Origin of the sequence: Tengunoibacter tsumagoiensis (assembly GCF_003967535.1) — a bacterium.
Classification (GTDB): Bacteria; Chloroflexota; Ktedonobacteria; order Ktedonobacterales; family Ktedonobacteraceae; genus Tengunoibacter; species Tengunoibacter tsumagoiensis.
In genome coordinates this window covers 786,182-803,292 of the sequence record NZ_BIFR01000001.1, presented here as the reverse complement: position 1 = coordinate 803,292, position 17,111 = coordinate 786,182, and the positions used below count along the sequence as shown (strand labels likewise).

17 protein-coding genes and 1 pseudogene are annotated in these 17,111 nt (G+C 50.1%); 3 read left to right on the top strand and 15 right to left on the bottom strand.

Features of this window, described 5'->3' with window-relative positions; genetic code table 11:
- Positions 1 to 14: 14 nt before the first annotated feature.
- The 9 genes and pseudogenes from EL628_RS03160 to EL628_RS03125 form a co-directional block, all read right to left on the bottom strand.
- The gene (locus tag EL628_RS03160) at positions 15 to 899 is read right to left on the bottom strand and encodes a carbohydrate ABC transporter permease (RefSeq protein WP_126578346.1); all 885 of its coding nucleotides are present in this window, start codon (positions 897 to 899) and stop codon (positions 15 to 17) included.
- A 15-nt stretch (positions 900 to 914) separates the two neighbouring features.
- Complete coding sequence (locus EL628_RS03155) at positions 915 to 1,928, bottom strand: carbohydrate ABC transporter permease (RefSeq protein ID WP_126578345.1); 1,014 nt, start codon at positions 1,926 to 1,928, stop codon at positions 915 to 917.
- 132 nt (positions 1,929 to 2,060) lie between these two features.
- A complete protein-coding gene (locus tag EL628_RS03150) occupies positions 2,061 to 3,530 on the bottom strand; it encodes an ABC transporter substrate-binding protein (protein ID WP_126578344.1) in 1,470 nt (489 codons plus the stop codon).
- Between the two features lie 302 nt (positions 3,531 to 3,832).
- Positions 3,833 to 4,783, bottom strand: coding sequence for a LacI family DNA-binding transcriptional regulator (locus EL628_RS03145; RefSeq protein ID WP_126578343.1), 951 nt, complete (start codon positions 4,781 to 4,783; stop codon positions 3,833 to 3,835).
- A 51-nt stretch (positions 4,784 to 4,834) separates the two neighbouring features.
- Positions 4,835 to 4,900 (bottom strand): annotated as a pseudogene (locus EL628_RS30950) (LacI family DNA-binding transcriptional regulator); the annotation flags it as partial.
- Between the two features lie 152 nt (positions 4,901 to 5,052).
- Positions 5,053 to 5,322 carry a carboxymuconolactone decarboxylase family protein gene (locus tag EL628_RS03140; protein ID WP_126578342.1) on the bottom strand — a complete coding sequence of 90 codons (270 nt, stop codon included), beginning with the start codon at positions 5,320 to 5,322 and terminating at the stop codon, positions 5,053 to 5,055.
- A gap of 18 nt (positions 5,323 to 5,340) precedes the next feature.
- Positions 5,341 to 5,556, bottom strand: a complete 216-nt coding sequence (locus EL628_RS03135; RefSeq protein WP_126578341.1) for a carboxymuconolactone decarboxylase family protein — start codon at positions 5,554 to 5,556, stop codon at positions 5,341 to 5,343.
- A 142-nt stretch (positions 5,557 to 5,698) separates the two neighbouring features.
- Entirely contained in the window at positions 5,699 to 6,535 is an 837-nt protein-coding gene (locus EL628_RS03130) for a serine/threonine protein kinase (protein ID WP_161975237.1), read from the bottom strand.
- Between the two features lie 348 nt (positions 6,536 to 6,883).
- A complete protein-coding gene (locus EL628_RS03125; RefSeq protein WP_126578339.1) occupies positions 6,884 to 8,101 on the bottom strand; it encodes a WD40/YVTN/BNR-like repeat-containing protein in 1,218 nt (405 codons plus the stop codon).
- Positions 8,102 to 8,684: 583 nt separating this feature from the next.
- Between EL628_RS03125 and EL628_RS03120 the strand changes: the two genes are divergently transcribed.
- Positions 8,685 to 9,080, top strand: coding sequence for a PPOX class F420-dependent oxidoreductase (locus EL628_RS03120; RefSeq protein ID WP_126578338.1), 396 nt, complete (start codon positions 8,685 to 8,687; stop codon positions 9,078 to 9,080).
- Between the two features lie 113 nt (positions 9,081 to 9,193).
- On the opposite strand, the gene EL628_RS03115 is transcribed toward EL628_RS03120, so the two are convergent.
- On the bottom strand, positions 9,194 to 9,739 hold the full coding sequence (locus EL628_RS03115) for a hypothetical protein (RefSeq protein WP_126578337.1): 546 nt from the start codon (positions 9,737 to 9,739) through the stop codon (positions 9,194 to 9,196).
- A gap of 259 nt (positions 9,740 to 9,998) precedes the next feature.
- Here EL628_RS03115 and EL628_RS03110 point away from each other — a divergent pair, with 259 nt between their 5' ends.
- The gene (locus EL628_RS03110) at positions 9,999 to 10,952 is read left to right on the top strand and encodes a DUF7452 domain-containing protein (RefSeq protein ID WP_126578336.1); all 954 of its coding nucleotides are present in this window, start codon (positions 9,999 to 10,001) and stop codon (positions 10,950 to 10,952) included.
- Positions 10,953 to 11,126: 174 nt separating this feature from the next.
- On the opposite strand, the gene EL628_RS03105 is transcribed toward EL628_RS03110, so the two are convergent.
- The 5 genes from EL628_RS03105 to EL628_RS03085 all read right to left on the bottom strand — a co-directional run bounded on the left by EL628_RS03105 (position 11,127) and on the right by EL628_RS03085 (position 16,251).
- Complete coding sequence (locus EL628_RS03105; protein WP_126578335.1) at positions 11,127 to 12,128, bottom strand: ParB/RepB/Spo0J family partition protein; 1,002 nt, start codon at positions 12,126 to 12,128, stop codon at positions 11,127 to 11,129.
- Positions 12,121 to 12,891 (bottom strand): ParA family protein, encoded by a 771-nt coding sequence (locus tag EL628_RS03100; RefSeq protein WP_126578334.1) that lies wholly within the window; start codon positions 12,889 to 12,891, stop codon positions 12,121 to 12,123. Before EL628_RS03100 ends, EL628_RS03105 begins: the two co-directional genes overlap by 8 nt.
- Positions 12,892 to 13,254: 363 nt before the next feature.
- Positions 13,255 to 13,758, bottom strand: a complete 504-nt coding sequence (locus tag EL628_RS03095; protein ID WP_126578333.1) for a hypothetical protein — start codon at positions 13,756 to 13,758, stop codon at positions 13,255 to 13,257.
- A 52-nt stretch (positions 13,759 to 13,810) separates the two neighbouring features.
- Positions 13,811 to 14,035, bottom strand: a complete 225-nt coding sequence (locus tag EL628_RS30945) for an FmdB family zinc ribbon protein (RefSeq protein ID WP_161975236.1) — start codon at positions 14,033 to 14,035, stop codon at positions 13,811 to 13,813.
- Positions 14,036 to 14,133: 98 nt separating this feature from the next.
- On the bottom strand, positions 14,134 to 16,251 hold the full coding sequence (locus tag EL628_RS03085; RefSeq protein ID WP_126578331.1) for a serine/threonine protein kinase: 2,118 nt from the start codon (positions 16,249 to 16,251) through the stop codon (positions 14,134 to 14,136).
- Positions 16,252 to 16,773: 522 nt separating this feature from the next.
- Here EL628_RS03085 and groES point away from each other — a divergent pair.
- On the top strand, positions 16,774 to 17,067 hold the full coding sequence (gene groES / locus EL628_RS03080) for a co-chaperone GroES (protein ID WP_126578330.1): 294 nt from the start codon (positions 16,774 to 16,776) through the stop codon (positions 17,065 to 17,067).
- Positions 17,068 to 17,111: the final 44 nt, after the last annotated feature.

Here is a 17,111-nt window from a genome sequence, read left to right as displayed (position 1 = left end):
TTAACGGCCAGTGCCTACGATTTCACAGCACCGGCAATACCATTGATAAAGTAGCGCTGCAAGAAAAGGAACACGATCATAATAGGAGCCAGCGTAATCACGGCCCCCGCCACCAGCAACGTCCAATCCACCGAGTTCTGACCAATAAAGGCATACATTCCTACTGCCAGAGTACGCAGTTCGGGTACGCCCAGGGTAAAGACCAGGGGAAAGAAGAAGCTGTTCCAGGCCCCAATAAAGTTGAAGAGAGCCACTGTTGCAATCATCGGTCGCGCCAATGGAAGCATCACTTGCCAGAAGATCTGATGATAGCTGGCTCCATCTACGCGGGCGGCATCCTCAAGCTCACGATCAATGGTTGTGAAATAGCCCATGAACAGAAAGGTTCCAAAGACCATGCCACCCGCAGTCTGCACAGTAATGATCGAGGCCAACGAATTGAGTAGCCCCAACTTCTGAATAATATCGAAGGTTGGTAGAATGGTATAGCCATGGGGCAGAAAGAGCGTCAGGCCAATCAGACCCAGAATCAATCCTTTGCCCGGAAACTTTGTGCGTGCCAGAGCATACCCCGCCATTGAAGTGAAGAGCAGCACGAACAGCACAGAGAAGGCCGCCGTAATCACCGTATTCAGAAAGTAGGTCCCAAAGCTCGCTTTATTCCAGGCATCAATATAATTGGACCAGGCAATCTGTCCTGGAAAGATATTTAAGCCACGATCAAAGAAATCTTTGTTTGTCTTAAATGAACTTCCCAACATCCAGAGAAAGGGATACATCCAGATGATGCCACCCGCAATAAGAGCCAGATGGGCAAACCAGATTGGCTGGATCTTCAGACGCTGCTTTCGAGGTCTGCGCTGTACTGGTTGCCCATGAGATTGTGGTATAAAAGCCATGGCTATGACACCTCTCTATCCCTCTACAGTATTCATTGTGGCCTGACGTTGACGATTGAGATAGCGGAAGAGCAATAGCTGAGCCACAGAGATCCCCATAATCACTACCCCGTAGAAGAAAGAGGCAGCAGAAGCAAAGCCTACATTGGGCTCAACAGGATTGCGCGAATTTCCACCAAAGGCCTGATGGTAGATATAGGTATTTACTACCTCAGTCGCGCCATAGGGGCCGCCATCGGTCAACACCAGCACAATGTCAAAGACCTGCAAGCTACCTAGAATCGCCAGAATCAGGATGATCAGCCCGACCGAGCGAAGCATCGGAACCGTAATCGAAAAAAAGCGATTGATGGCATTAGCACCATCCATGCGCGCCGCTTCATACAGCTCCAGCGGAATAGTCTGCAAGCCTGCCAGAAAGTAGATCAGGTTATAGCCCAATGTATTCCAGATGCCGATCACAATCACGATCCCCAGCGCAAAGTGTGGATCGCCCAGCCAGTCGATATGCTGCTGAATGATGTGGAGGTTGATGAGCATCTTATTAATATCATCCCCGAAGGTAGACATAATCAACTGCACCACTACCGCAATCACGGCAGCCGAGGTCACAACTGGAATAAAGAAGATCGCTCGATAGACCGAAGCAAAGCGCAATTTGGGGTTGTTTAAGACCAGCGCCAGTGCAAGGGCCAGCGTTAACTGCACAGGAACCAGGACCAGCATATAGACAAAGGTGTTGCTAAAGGCCTTCCAGAAGAAAGGATCGTGCATCACCTTATTAAAATTGTCGAGGCCGACAAAGACCGTGGGGTCCCCAATTCCATTCCATTGATAAAGGGTGTATCCAAGTGATGCAAAAGATGGATAGATCGCAAACACCACTAGCAGGATAAACATAGGTGCAACATAGAGATACGACCAGCCACCACTGCGAATCTCATGCCAGAGAGAGCGCTTCTGGGGTTCCCGTACGATCCGTTTCGGTCTGTTTTCATCCTTTGGTTGAAGCAAAGTAGGTGATACCATGACGCAAGGTCCTTCTAGTTCTGATCGGGCCCGGCCTGTATAAGCAGGAACGCTCTGTTCCAGCAAGCCTATAGCTGGACATAATGTCGCTGCTCTCCAGACCGGACTGAACGCCATTTGCAGCCCGGGCGCTTACGCCTTGTTCGGCTTCGTTACATAGGGCTTTTTCACATCCCAATCAGTGAAGATATAATCATCGATGCTGACCTTATGACCTTGCTGATTGGTCACAGCGATGGCATCCTCGAGGGCTTTCTGGGACTTCTGCTCCAGCTCCTGCAAGGCATCGGAGATATTGCTGATCTGGCCGGTGTAATAGCCAGCGATGATATCGCCCATGGCTGGTTTCACGGTCTGAGGAACAACGAGACCAACATTAGGATTACGAATAGTTGGATCTGGCCCAGGAACAGAGAATTTGGCAGTATCAATATATTGTTTGAAGTGGGGCTGAGAATTGTTCTTGGGATCGTTGTTCTGTGGGAAGATCGAGAGTCCTTCGCCCATCTCTACCCAACGCTTGCCAGCATCTACGCTTGCCAGCCAATCGAACCAGGCCCAGGCTTCATCCTGGTGCTTCGATTTGGATGAGATCGCTGTAAAGGTGCCGCCTGGTTTAATCGGGAAGTAGCTATCGGGCTCTTTATTCGGAGTAATAAGAGTGGTCAGGCTGTAATCGGTAAACTGATGCGAGGTCCACTCCGGCTGATCCCAGATGCCGCCAATGGTCATACCGAACTTGCCGCGCTCAAAATAGGCGCGCGCAACCTCGTCCGAGATACTGATAGAGTCTGGATAGATATACTGCCTATCTTTCCATTCTTTTAACAGGTTCAACCAATCAGCATAGTTACGATTGCTATGGAAAGCGTATTTACCTGTGCGCAGATCAGGATCACCAGGACCACCAGGACAACCGGCTCCAATGATAAAGACGAACATCCACCAGCTCAAGACATCATAGGCACTATTGCCAAAGCCCAGACCATAGACCTGACCACCGCTCTTCTTGGTGATCGCCTCAGAGGCATGCGTGACATCGTCCCACGTGCGTGGAATCATGATGGTGCCATCGGCATTAACCAGATCGGCGGCGCGGAAGACGCTATGGTTGATATACAGTTGGAATGGAACGGCCAGTCCTTCCAGTGGAACTGAGTACAGCTTCCCGTTGAAGATATTGCTGCCTTCATGCAGCGTATTGGGAATGAATCTGGAGCGCCATTTGTCGTCAGCCCACTTATCCAGCGGCTGCCACCAGCCCTTGGCAACCTGATCATTGAAGACTGGCGTCTGAGGAATCATTGCAATATCGGGGGTATTATTGCTACGAACGGCAAGCGAATAGAGATTGGCGTAATCACCAACAGACTGCGTCGATTTTTTAATCTTGATGCCAGGGTGTGCCTGCTGGAACAGTTTGATCTCGTTATCAATCCAGGGGGCCTGTGTGACATAAAAATCCCAGTATTTAAGGGTCACTGTGCCAGCTGCATCCTGCGATCCGCAGGCATCCAGTAAACCTGGAAGGGTGGCCAGACCTGCCGCAGCGCTGGCAGATTGGATGAAACGACGACGGTTCATGGTATTCTTGAAATACATTACATCGCTCCTTTGCTATGAAAAATACATCATTCTAAACAGCTAGATTGGTTGTTTTGCCATTCACTCTCAAGATCTCTTGTGTAATATCCTTTCCTTTAAGCATCTTTAAGCTCCATCCCCGCCTCTAGCCGAGGAGATAGCAGCAAAGCGTCCTTCTATTACCTGGTATGCCAAACGGATGTCTGGACATAACGATATAGCAACAAGACATCTGGGTACAGGATCTTGCATTCGTATAAACATGAAAAATTGTGCTGGAAAAGGGTGCTTAGCGCTTAATGAACCGCAGAATGGGCGGCTCAGGTCGCAGTTCTGCGAGCACTTGTTGTTCGTGTAACAAGATGGGTTGGAAATTGAAGCGAAAAGGGCATTGGCAGTTCTCCTAATTCACGTGCGAACGTTGGACGTGTTGTCATTTGAAGAATCCGTTGCAATTCATCCGAAAACCGATACTGCGTCTGGATCTGTGAGACCAATAGTTCAGCCGCACAACGGGCCATCGTACTGAAGGGTTGATGGACTGTCGTAAGCATTGAACGCACAAATGGGACAGGATCATCGTTAAAGCCAAGGATTGAAATATCCTCTGGCACATGCAGATGGAGCTCCTGAGCCACCATAATGGCAGACGAGGCCATATCATCGTTAGTGGCAAAGATTGCCGTTGGTCGATCTTCCAACGTAAGCAAAGCTCTTGCGGCCACTTCTCCTGATTTTGGAGTATATTCCGCCTGCTGAAACAGCTCCGGGTCTGGCTGCAATCCATAAGAGGCCAGAGCATCACAATAGGCTCGATAGCGATCATGGGAACATTTCCAATGGGCCGTTCCTTGAATATACCCGATGCGCCGATGACCTGACTCAAGCAGATACCTCACTCCTTCGTAGGCTCCACTATAGTGATCCGCACAGACCGTCGGTAAGTTGGTCTGCAAGCCAATTGTGTCCAATAAAACAACGGGGAGCCCCTGCTCATAAAGTTCAACCAGATGCTCAGGTGATTGATCATACAGAGTAGCGATCAGACCGGCAACAAGGTTTGTGCTAACAATCTGATCCAGCACTCGCGTATAACCATCCCCATTATCATTGGAGCAGCTATAAAAAATAATTTCGTAGCGCGTCTCATTGGTTATATAATCTGCAATCGCCCACGTTATCTCTTGCAAAGCAGGCCAGAGATAGCGTGGCATTAAAATACCAAGCAATTGGCTACGACCATTGAGACCCTGGGCATTAATGCTTGGCACAAAGTTCTGTTCTTTAATAACCTGTAATACGCGCTCACGTAAGACCGCATCGACACTGGCATTGCTATTGAGAACCCGCGAAACAGTCGCTTTGGAGACATTTGCTAGCCGCGCTATGTCTTGAATGGTCAGTTTTTTCTCGTTCAGTGTCGGATGCCTCGCTACTTCTAATGATTTCCAGGAGCCCGGTTTCGCCTCTTAGAAACCAGTTTCTGCATATGCATAGTGTAGCCGGAAACCGGTTTCTTGTCAAGGGGAGAATTGCTAAATCAGCTTTTTTGATGCAATTCCAGGGCATCTGCATAGCGATTAAAGAAATTGAAGAGCCCGATTACGGAAGATAGCTCAACGATCTCGCCATCATCAAAGTTGGCTCTAAGCTCATCCCATATGTTCTCGCTTATATCGCGTGCGCTTGTGGTCATCAATTCTGCATAGCGCAGCGCCACCAGTTCACGATCAGAAAAGAGCTGGTGCTGTTCATCAATGTGATAGAGTGCATCGAGCAGCTCTTCACTTACGCCGAACTGCCTTGCCAAGGCAGTATGTGCGCTCATTCAATAAAAACAGTGATTTACCTGCGAGACGCGGATGGCGAGAAGTTCTTTGAGCTTGATCTCAACTGTGCCACTCCTCATGACAGTCTCCAGCAGTTTCATCGTCTGCTGCATGATCTCAGGGCGGCTACTCATGGTCTGAAAGAGTGTGCCCATTGTAGCAAAGCTTGCATCTTCAGGAATAGGTATGGAGTCGTCGGGCTGAATCCGTGGCATGACTTCGCTTGCTCCTTAGATTGGATGTGTCTGGTGCTACTATTGTAGTATGCTCTGGCAAGGGTCTGGTGTAGTATGCTCTGGCAAGGGTCTGGTGTAGTATGCTCTGGCAAGGGGCTGGCAAGCTTTCTATGCAGGGGAGTCAACTTTTTCTTATTAGTGGGGTACCCATGGCGGCCTGCTCAAGAGCATTGACGAAGGCCTGAATGTTGGAGAAACGCTGATGAGGCTCTTTGGAAAGGGCAGTCAGGACAACCTGTTCAACTGCCTGAGGAATGCGGGCCCCCTGGCTACGCAGGGTTGGTGGCACCTGTTTAAGCTGGCTTAGCATAAGATCGTTAAAGGAGCGGCTTTTAAAGGGCCTGGTGCCGCAGAGCCACTCATAGACCATGAGGGATAATGCGTACTGGTCGCTAGCTGGCCGTGGCTTTCCCTGGATCTGCTCCGGGGCCATATATTGCACTGTCCCCAACGCATTCTGGATCGGTAAGGAGGCCGTATTATGGACCAGGGTCGCAAAGCCAAAATCACTAAGGATGACATTCTGTTCGTTTTCAAGCAAGATATTTTCTGGTTTCACATCCTGATGGATGAAGCGCTGTTGATGTGCATAGTGGAGCGCCGAACCGATCTGTTTGACGTACTTCACAAGGAGCGGCAATGGCATGATACTGCCCAGGGGGTAGCGATCACGCAGGGTGCCATGAGGAATATAGTCCATCACAATAAAAGGAGTGAGCCCTGCAAAGTCAAAATCAAAGATACGGAGGATGTGAGGATGTTTGAGAATGGCAATGGTTTTCGCCTCTCGTTTAAAGCTCTCTAGCTCACCGGCCTCAATCTGACCATGTACTATTTTGATGGCTGCTTGCATTGGCAGATAAAGATGTTCACCCAGATAGACTTCAGCGTAACCACCCTGACCCAATAGGCGCAACAATCGATAATTGCCCATTATTTGACCTGTACGATCGCTCATCGTCACCTCATCCATGCACTTTAATTTTTATACGCTCAATTAAGTGTGGATGGATTCATGAACGACGGTCTCCGCTTCAGACAAAAATGGGTGAGATGGCAAGAGGGCGCGTTCTCACCCATCATAAGCGATTTATCGCTCCAAGAAGGTAGGGCCCATCATTCATGATGGCCGCCGTACCCACCTCCGCTTTGTGGCACCTCTCATAAGCGATTTATCGCTCCAAGAAGGTAGGGCCCATCATTCATGATGGCCGCCGTACCCGCCTCCGCTTTGTGGCACCCATCATGATGGCCGCCGGACCAACCTCCGCTTTGTGGCACCCATCATAATGGCCGCCGGACCCTCTTATTGTAAGGTGTAATTCATCTGTTGCCAGGTCTTTCCACCATCGCTCGTAGCTAACAACAGAGGATTTTTGTTGCTCCGCGTACCAATTGCCCATCCATGAGTGGCATCGACAAAGCTCATCTTACCAATGGGCTGTGGCAGATCCGAAAGGTGATGCCAGGTCTTTCCGCCATCGGTTGAGCCATAGAAGCCGGTTTTGGCATTCATCCAGCTTTGATTCATAGTCAACACATAGATATTATCAATGCTAGCATCGCCATTTTGATTCATATCTAATCTGGCAAGGGGCTGAGCAGCCCATGTGCGTCCACCATCATGGGTAATATACATGTCAAAATCTGTCTCATTTGAGAAGAGCGAGACGGGCAACAGGCCATCATTGCCAAAAAAGACTGGAGGCGTGGTAATCGTATCTCCAACCGACTCGCTGGTAAGCCCATCAGGAATAGGCAAAGACTGCGCGTGCCAGGCATCGCCACCATTACCTGTCGTCTCTAAAAAGGCTCTACTGGATGGAATCTCACCAGTAATCCAGCCATTCTGGGTATCTTTAAATGAGAGACCGTTGCCGCCATTGGTGAGACCCGTCTGGGGCTGCGCGTCGGTATTGGCTATCAGGCTCCAGCTGACTCCACCATCATTGGTGCGGAAAAGTTCGCCGCTGGTATGGTGCATGCCCTGAAAGTGATAGGCCTCAATCCAACCCCACTGAGTATTGACGAAGTGTGGCGTGCTGATGCCATCTAACGCAGAGCTGATGTTACTGTTCTGCCAACTTGCGCCCCCATCAGTTGTACGTAGAATGGTAAAGGTTCCATTGGGGCCCTGCGCGTCATGATAGGCCACCCAGGCATGGTTACTATCCATAAAAGCTCCCTGGGGCTGTGCATCCAGGCCACCAACTTGAATCTGCCTCAAAGATTTCCAGTGCAGGCCTCCATCCTGCGTCTTCAAGATATCTGTCTCGCTTAAAGCCCAACCACTTGTAGCATTGAGCATACGAATAGAGGTCAAGGGAATGGCGGCCCTGCCCGGCACTGGCGTCGCAGTTGCCACACTGATCGTCCCGGTACTCTCAGGAGTAGAGGTCGGCAGGCCAGTGCCAACCCCTGGATCAGTGCCACAGGCCGTTAATACGGCTAATAAAGACGCGCTAAGCAACCACATTAGTAGACGCCAGATCATCGGCAACACAGTAAGCTGACGCTTAGCCATCTTTTGCATAATCCTTCACGCTTCTTTCTGCTAGATCATTTCGTGACCTCTACACTATTGTCAACACTATCAATTGATCTTAATCTTTTACTACCAGCTACACTCAAAGAAACGCATTACTGACCTGAAAAGTTGTGCCATTCTGGCTCTCTTTTCAGGGATTCCAGTTCCAGGTTTATCCTCTGGTGCGGGAAAAGTTCTCGCAGAAGGAAGCATCGCGAAGAAGATGCAAATAATATTATGATCTTATTTTTCGGGCGCGACTGCGGTCTGGCCTCTGTCGTCAGCCTCATAAATTGATCCCTTCAATTCATTGTCCCCCAGGACACGGACCAGACCGCAGTCGCGTCCCGCTGAGCTTCCCGACTCGCCTCTCGCCCCCTTCCTGGCTCATAGGCGCTTCTACTTCTGCTTCTGCGCAAATGGTAACACTTATTACACGAAAAACGAAAGACGAAAGACTGAGCTTGACACCTTCCTTTTGAGGATGCTAGAACGATGAAGATAATTTGACTGGGGAGACATAGAATGAAGAGAGTGGTCCGCCACAAAATGATCCTATCGTATGCATGGGAGGTAAAACATGGGACTTATTCCTGAACAGCATCAAAATATTTTGAAGTCAGTCGCCTTTGCTCACATTGCCACCGTGGGTCCTGATGGCTCGCCCCAATCCAGCCCTGTCTGGTTTGATTGGGATGGTACCTATCTTCGCTTTGGGCATACGCGCAAAGGCCAGAAATTTCATAACCTCCAGAGGGAGCCACGCGTCGCGCTCTCCATCCTTGATCCTGAGAATGCCTACCACTACCTCGAATTGCGTGGCAAAGTGATAAAGATAGAGGATGATACCGATAACCATTTTGTAAATGCCATGGCCAAAAGATATATGGGCCTGGATGTCTACCCCTATCGCCAGCCCACTGATCAGGGCATCATTGTGACCATCAAACCAGAACACTTTACGGCCATGGGCTGACCCCCCTGAAGCTCACTGGTCTCTATGAAAGCGTTCATGGGGCTGTCCGCCACCAGAGATTGGATTAGAGACGGCTATGAGAGCCGTCTTACATCGTGAGCCGTTGTATAACCTTACTGGCGGGTAACCTCAATGCCAATAATCTCCCCGGCTCGATTATAAAACTCAATGGTAAAAGGAGGTGTCAGCACCTGTTCAGAGAGGAACAGGACAAGATGATTCTGCACATCTGATTCCAGATGAGATCCATTCGCATCGATCAGGCGCACCCGGGTGACTTCAAAACCCTTTTCAATGACAGCCCCTCGGGCGCAAAATGGTCCATTGGGCCAGGTCTGCCAGCCCAGGCGTAAAAACGGAGTATCCTGCCGATTCGCACGATTAAAGATAATGGGCACCTCATCGACATGTTGCGCTCCCCCGCTTAAGACATTGAGACGCCCCTGCGCGTCCTGCGTTAACAGCACACTATCCTGACGCTTCCCCCCATCTTGATAGGCATATTCAATTAACTCTAAACAATACCCTGGTGCCAGCCGCTCACGCAGAAATTGCACAGAATCTAGCTCAATAAAGTGTTCAGTCGTATGGCTTTTAGCCTGCTCGTTAGCACGCTCTAAATAGGTGCGGATGACCGCATGAAGGTTCTGATCAGGCATAGGCTAATCCTTTCAACTTCCTGGAAACACTACGAAACAATATACATCTGAGATCCTTCTATCTATTCAACGGATCTGGCACTCCTTTGAGGACAGGTGCAGACAAATAACGTGCACATTGATCACGATCGTTAGTAGCCACACTTATACTGTAAAGTAGAGGTCTAAATCTCCTCTATAAACGTAGGCCTTGTAGCAGAAACGCGGGCAAAAAAGATTATGCATTCTTTATCGATTGAATCGGTATTAAAGGAGTGAGATGAACAGATTTGCGACTGTATGTGCTGCTTTCCGCATCGTATGCGCTCGAATGGGTTTTGTAGGTGTGTTGGGGATGGCACTGGTTGCGCTAGGCGGACTGCTTCCACCAGCCGCAGCACTGGCCAGGAGCGACACGCATGCCAGTGGTGGTGGTGCGATTGTCTACATTCATACTGCAACGCCATCCAACAGCATTTATGACTGGACCGATCTTGATAATCCGGTAACCAATAACAACCCCAGGGCAATTGTCTTTGTGACCCCAAACTGGAACCCCAATGGTGGCGGCGGAATCTATGATAACCATCCCATTGGAGTCTGGTATCATGGTGGGAAGTGGGCCATCTTCAATCAAGATCTGACGGCCATTCCTAATGGAGCAGCCTTCAATGTTTATGCCCTTCCCAACTCTAGCTATACCGGCGTCTTTGTACACTCGGCAACCCAATCAAACATCGCTGCCAATTTTACTGATTTTAGCAGCAGACTGAGCAATAACAACCCTCGTGCTCTCATTATTGTGACGCCCAACTGGAATCCTAATGGGGTTGGAGGAATCTACGATAATCATCCCATTGGTGTCTGGTATCATGGCGGAAAATGGTCGATCTTCAATCAAGATCTTGCTGCGATGCCCGTTGGGGCAAGCTTCAATGTGTATGTCTTTTCCTACCAGGTCTATGGAGCCTTCAGGCATACAGCAGACCCCAATAATAGTGTCTACGACTGGACTTACTTAAACCATCCAGTAACCAATAACAATCCGAAAGCCCTGGTCTTTACGACACCCAGCTACTATCCCAATAGCGTCTACAACAATCATAATATCGGTGTCTGGTACTACAATAGTCAATGGGCCATCTTCAATCAGGATCTAAGTGCTGTTCCTAATGGAGCTTCATTTAATGTTCTGGCCTTCTATAGTCCATACTCGCCCTATCAAAAGAAGTAAACAAAGGGGGATGTCGGCCATCGTGAGGGGCTCACAAAGCGGTGGGGGGTACCACGGCCATCATGAATGATGGGCCCTACCTTCTTGGAACGATAAATCGCTTATGAGGGGCTTTATTGTATGAGAGATCGCCACGGACATGATGGATGATGGCCGTGGCGATCTTTTTGGAGATTATTCTTTAACCAGACGATTATATAATGCTTCCAGCTCATCTTGATTATTAAAGTGGAGGACAAGCGTTCCCTTGCCTTTGGCATTCCGTTTGAGATCGACCTTGACCATCAGGGCAGAGCGGAAATTACTTTCGAGCTCATCAAGCTCCTCCTCGCGTTGAGGAGCCTTGCCGATCTGTTCAATAGCGGCCTCAACATTCTCGGCCGTCTTGATGCGAGCGGCGAGCTCTTCGGCCTGGCGTACATTCAGACGTTGCGCAATAATCTGCTCCATCGCATGCACCTGATCCTCTTCGCGAGCAATGCTCAGCAGGGCGCGAGCATGTCCCTCAGTAAAGACATGAGACTGATTGACCAGAGCATCGCGGACCCTGGGGGCTAATTGCAATAAGCGAATAGAGTTCGTAATCGTCGAGCGATCCTTCCCAACCTGTTTAGAGACCTGCTCCTGTGTCAGACCAAACTCCTGAACCAGCGTCTGATAGGCCAGAGCCTCCTCGATAGGATTGAGATCGGCGCGCTGAATATTCTCAATCAGGGCCAGCTCAAACATCTCCTGCGGATTCACATCTTTGATAATCACCGGAACTTCTTTAAGGCCGGCCAGTCGCGAGGCTCGCCAGCGTCGTTCGCCAGCAATGATCTGATATTTGACAATCGAGACAGAGCTTGTGGCCGTGGGGGCAACATCATCCAGCCAGCCGCTGGCAGCAGACTGGCTCTTCTTTTTGGCCTCTTCCTCTGTTTCGTCCATACGCAAGACCACAATAGGTTGGAGCAGACCATGTTCTTTAATTGAATCGCTTAGCTCCTGCAAGCGAGGGTCATTCTCCAAAAAGATACGGCGTGGCTGGCGCGGATTAGGCAGAATACTTTCAATCGGCACCATCTGCAACGGGCTATTTACCGCTTGAGCAGCCTGCTGGGCCGTCATCACATCGGAAGCGCCGGAAATTAAAGCGTCCAGCCCACGCCCCAGACCAAACTTTTGCTTAGCCACGAGCTATTACCTCCTCGGCGAGTGCACGATAAGCCAATCCACCAGGGGAGGTGGGATCATAATCAAGAATAGCCTGCCCAAAACTGGGGGCCTCACTAAGACGTACATTACGATTGATAATCGTCTGAAATGCCTCTTCAGGAAAATGGTTACGCACCTCACGGACAATATCACCAGCCAGACGCGTACGCGAATCAAACATCGTCATCACCACACCGACAATAAAGAGACTGGGGTTCAAATGTTTCTTCACAATATTGACGGTATTGAGCAACTGTGTTAACCCCTCAAGTGCCAGATATTCACATTGAATCGGGATTAGAATTGCATCAGCCGCCACCAGCGCATTAATAGTCAAGAGGCCAAGCGAAGGAGGACAATCAATAATCACATAATCACAACGCTCGCGAATAGGCTCTAACACCTGCCGCAGGCGTTGCTCACGAGCCAATGCCCCCACCAGTTCGATCTCAGCCGCCGCCAGATCAACCGTACAGGGAGCCACAACCAGCTCTCGGCGCGCCGAAGGAACGATAATATCAAAGATTGAAATCTCATCGTTCTGCTGTACAAGCACATCATAGATCGTATGCTCGCGCTTATTCTTCAGAACCCCAATACCACTAGAGGCATTGGCCTGTGGGTCCATATCGACGAGCAGCACCTTCTGCCCAGCCGCCGCTAAATATGTCGCCAGGTTGATTGCTGTAGTGGTTTTTCCGACGCCGCCCTTCTGATTGGCAATTGCATACACTTTTGACACAGGTCACAACCAAACCTTTCTCATGCCCTGCCCGCCACTCACTTGACCTGGCCGGTCTCCTCGCGTACCATAGGTAGGAGTGAGGGGATGAAATGTGCGGTTGACACATCTCGTGGTGAGGATATAGCAACAGGCATGCCATTAAAGCTCCGCTTCAACGTCATTGTAACAAATGCGCAAGAGAGAAGCAACATGACTTACTATTGGGGCTCAATCCGCTTCTCTGTGCTCATACACAATGGTTGACTGGGGAGCTCACACAAAAATAAGGGGCACATCGGGTTCTGCCCCACCTACTATGTTCACTTTTTTAATTATTTCTTTATGCCTACCCTTCCTATGAGGGCCAGACAGAAAAAGCGCCTAGAGTGTTACACGATTGCCACCCGCTGGCATCGTAAAACGTAAAAACCCACCTTGCGCCAGCCGTGTGCAGATGACACCCATGGTAAAAAAGGCAAACAACGAAGCCGATAAGAGCTCCGCTACTCCAAATTGAAGCAGGCTCATATGGTCAGGACCGCTCTGGAGCAGTCGCAACAACACTGGTCCTTGCTGAACCCCAAACAGTTTAACAGCCTGACCAATTGCCAGGCTTAAGAACAGGTCAATGGCAAAGCAGATGGCCGCCAGCCGAGGACCCAGAAGCCAGAAACGTTTGCTCAAACGTTCTCGTCGTGTTGAAAGAATGCGTCGCGTGGCCCAGAATGAGGGGAAAATAAACATGAAAGACCAGAACAGCAATGGTGCCGCAACATACGTCCAATCGGGAAAGACAACAGGGGAGATGAGCGCACCAAGCCGACCTAGCGTATAGATTATGACCCCTTCTATGACGCCGCGTCGATAGCTCACTTTATTGAACATAAAAAAAGACCTGATTTCGTTGGCTTAGGACAAAAAGAGGGCTGGCTCCTGATTAGTGACAGCCGCATGAGCCGTTACCGCAGCCACAACCACCACTCGCAGGTGCATCGTCGAACGAGAAGTTCTCGCCACCACGTCTGGCCGAAAAGACCGAGATCATACGGCGCACTTTTTCGCTATGACATTTCATACAGACGATGTCATCGGCATGTTTGTGACTGGTGATCAATTCAAATTTGCTTTTGCAGTCCGAGCAGTAGTACTCGTACAAGGGCATGTAAGTTACCTCCATAGTGAGAACACGATAGATCTATCCACCAATATTGTAGTGTCTGCCCTCACGTCAAGTCAAGTCAACATTACCTCCAAAAGAGGTTATGCTGTGGCCTTTGGAGTCGGCACAGGTGGCAATTGGATCGCTGGTAGATTCGTCGGATTAATCGTCGTTACCTTAATCTGCTGCGTATTGTTGGGAACGGTATCGCCATAGGTCAGATGAACGGTAATGGATTGAGGGTCCAGGTTCGGGCTCTTCGCTATAAAATCATGGGCTTGCTTCTGCGTCATCCCTTTAATGTGATACTGAATGTCGTTCAGCTCATTCTGGGTGATCTTGTAGCGCTCGATACTGGCAACGGCGATCGCGATCGTAACATTGCCATTACTGCCCACACCTTGAATGACAGGCTGGCTGATCTGCGTTAACGAGCTCAATAGTTCATAATTGGGGTCTAACTTTTTTTGCAGTAGCGTGACCGCCATATCATGCGAATCCTGAGCCTTGACACATTCAATGCTCCCCTGCTCCGATAGAGTTACGGCGACGGTCTTGCCAGGCGATCCCAGCGGAGGGTTCGAGGAAAGGTTGCTATCCTGGTATACTGTTTTTCCAACTGGTGTATAACCTTTGTCAGACGCTTGCTTACGCAGGTCCTGATCTACCTGGGCCTTCAGGCTTGTTCGCATGGTATCGGCCAGAGAGCTAATATCCTCAATGGAGACGGATTGCTGACAATCCAGAATGCCAAATACGCAGTTTGACTGCCCTGTAGTGCTTGCCTGCTGAGTGCTGGTTTTGGTGCTATTAAGCACATAGGCTGGAATAATGGAGGCATTCACATCTGGTTTGACATTCTGACCCGGCTTGGCCGTAAGCGTGAAGACGCTATTGATGGGTTGGACGCGCGGTCCAATGGCGACCGTGGCCGAGACTGAGTTTATATAGAGGAGATAGCCAAGGCCAGAGATTATAAACACCACAACGATGGTCAGAATGGTTACCAGCACAAAGGCAGATGGCCCCTTACGCTGTCGCTTCTGTCGCGGCTTCGGCGCTAATTTTCCACTGTGGGGCTTCTCATGGAGCGGGTTCAGGCGCGAGGTAACGGCCCCATAGTCATCGCCACTAAATGAGCCCTGCTGCTCGGCAGAAAGCGAGAGCCTGGAATCAGCCGCACGTACAACCGGGACGGCGGTAGGAGTTGGCGTTACGGGAACAACTGGTTCTATCTCCTGTGTGCGTGGCCGTATGGGTCGCGAGACTGGCTCGGGCAGCGAGGAGTTTGAGATTGGCTCAGATAGCTGCTCGATCAGAGTTACTTCGCCAGCAAGAGGTGATGCGGCTGCCGCTGATTGTGATTGGGGCGTCGCTGGTTTTGCCAGAACCGACGAGACGCGAGAGCTTGTCAATAGCCGACAGGCATATTCAAAGGCCTGTAGCAGCTCGTCGGCTGAAGCAAAGCGATCACGTGGATCAGGTGCCAGACAGCGTTGAACCACTTGCGCCAGCGGCTGAGGCAGCACATTAACAGTTTCAGGCGTAGGTAGGACGCCGGTCAACATCTGATATAAGATCACACCCAGCGAATAGATATCGTTGCTGGGGGCCGCAACACCATTAACGCGTTCAGGCGCAAGATAGGCGAAAGTCCCCATCTCATGTCCGGCAGCCGTCAAAGGAGGACTGGCCGACGCTCCTTGCTGCGTCGCAATGCCAAAGTCGATCAAGCGCACATACACCTGGCCGCTATCCTCTTCCTGATCCAGCAGAATATTGCTGGGCTTGAGATCACGATGGATCACGCCGCGCTTATGCAGATAGGCGACAGCCTTCAGGAGAGCGGTAAACAGGATCTGCACATCGGAAAGGGCCAGCGCCCCCTGTTGGATACGCTGACCAAGCGTCCCTCCCTTAATATAGGGAGTGACCAGAAAGAGCCGGCCCTGCTCTTCACCAAACTCGAAGAGCGGCAGGATATGCTCATGCTTAATATAGGAGCTCACTTCAGCCTCGCGCTGAAAACGGCGGCGGGCCGTCACATCATACATGAGATCGGAGCGGATAATCTTTACCGCCACCTCGCGATCAAATGCTGTGCGCTGACGCGCTAAATAGACCTCGCCCATCCCGCCAACATCGATGCGGCGCACGAGATCATAATTTCCAAAGCGCTGAAGGCCACCTTTTTTCTCGGGGCCACGTTGTTCTCTCATGTGTTTCTGCTATTATCGTTGTTATAGGCAACACAATACAGACGATTGAGATCTGAAGTGGGACAATGTTCAGACTCACTGGCAGCCTCCCCCACCATCTTCACAACTACCACCGCTTCACCACCAGGCCTCGTCACGCTGAAAGCTTCAGCTCTCTCGATCTCACCTACTTAAAGGGGCTCTAACAGAGATACGCAAGAGGATGATAAAAGTCGCGTAACAATTCTACAAGAGAGCCCAAAAGTCGTACTGGCAACTCAGCAAGCAAGCTATAGACAGCGTTCCTAAGTGCAGTATAGCATCTTCAAAGAGGGAAGTGAAGGGAGAATGAGCAACTTCCCGCATTTCCTTAGGAACGAGAAGAAAATCAATCGCATCTCCTGGCAAATCCACTTGCGAATTGCTAAACGATGTTGTATTATATAGCCGGTTCGCACTCTCGCGAATAGAGTGCTAAAAACTGTGGGGGCGAGGTTCACCTTGCCTTCTTGAAATACAAAGATCAACAGGGAGGAATGGAGAATGTCAACCAAGCTGCAACCACTAGGTGATCGCCTCGTTGTAAAGGGCCTGGCCCGCGAGAGCGTCACGAAGAGCGGCATTGTTCTGCCTGATACCGCCAAAGAGAAGCCCCAGGAGGGCGAGGTGCTCGCAGTCGGCCCCGGAAAAATTCTGGATAATGGCAAACGCACCAAGGTCGAGATCGAGGTTGGACAGCGGATTCTCTTCGCGAAGTATGCTGGCACCGAGGTCAAAATTGATGGCCAGGAGTATTTGATTCTCCGCGAAACCGATGTCATGGGCATTGTGGAGTAGTTTCTCTTAAGTTTCTCTTAATAGAAGACATAGACAGTTAGATT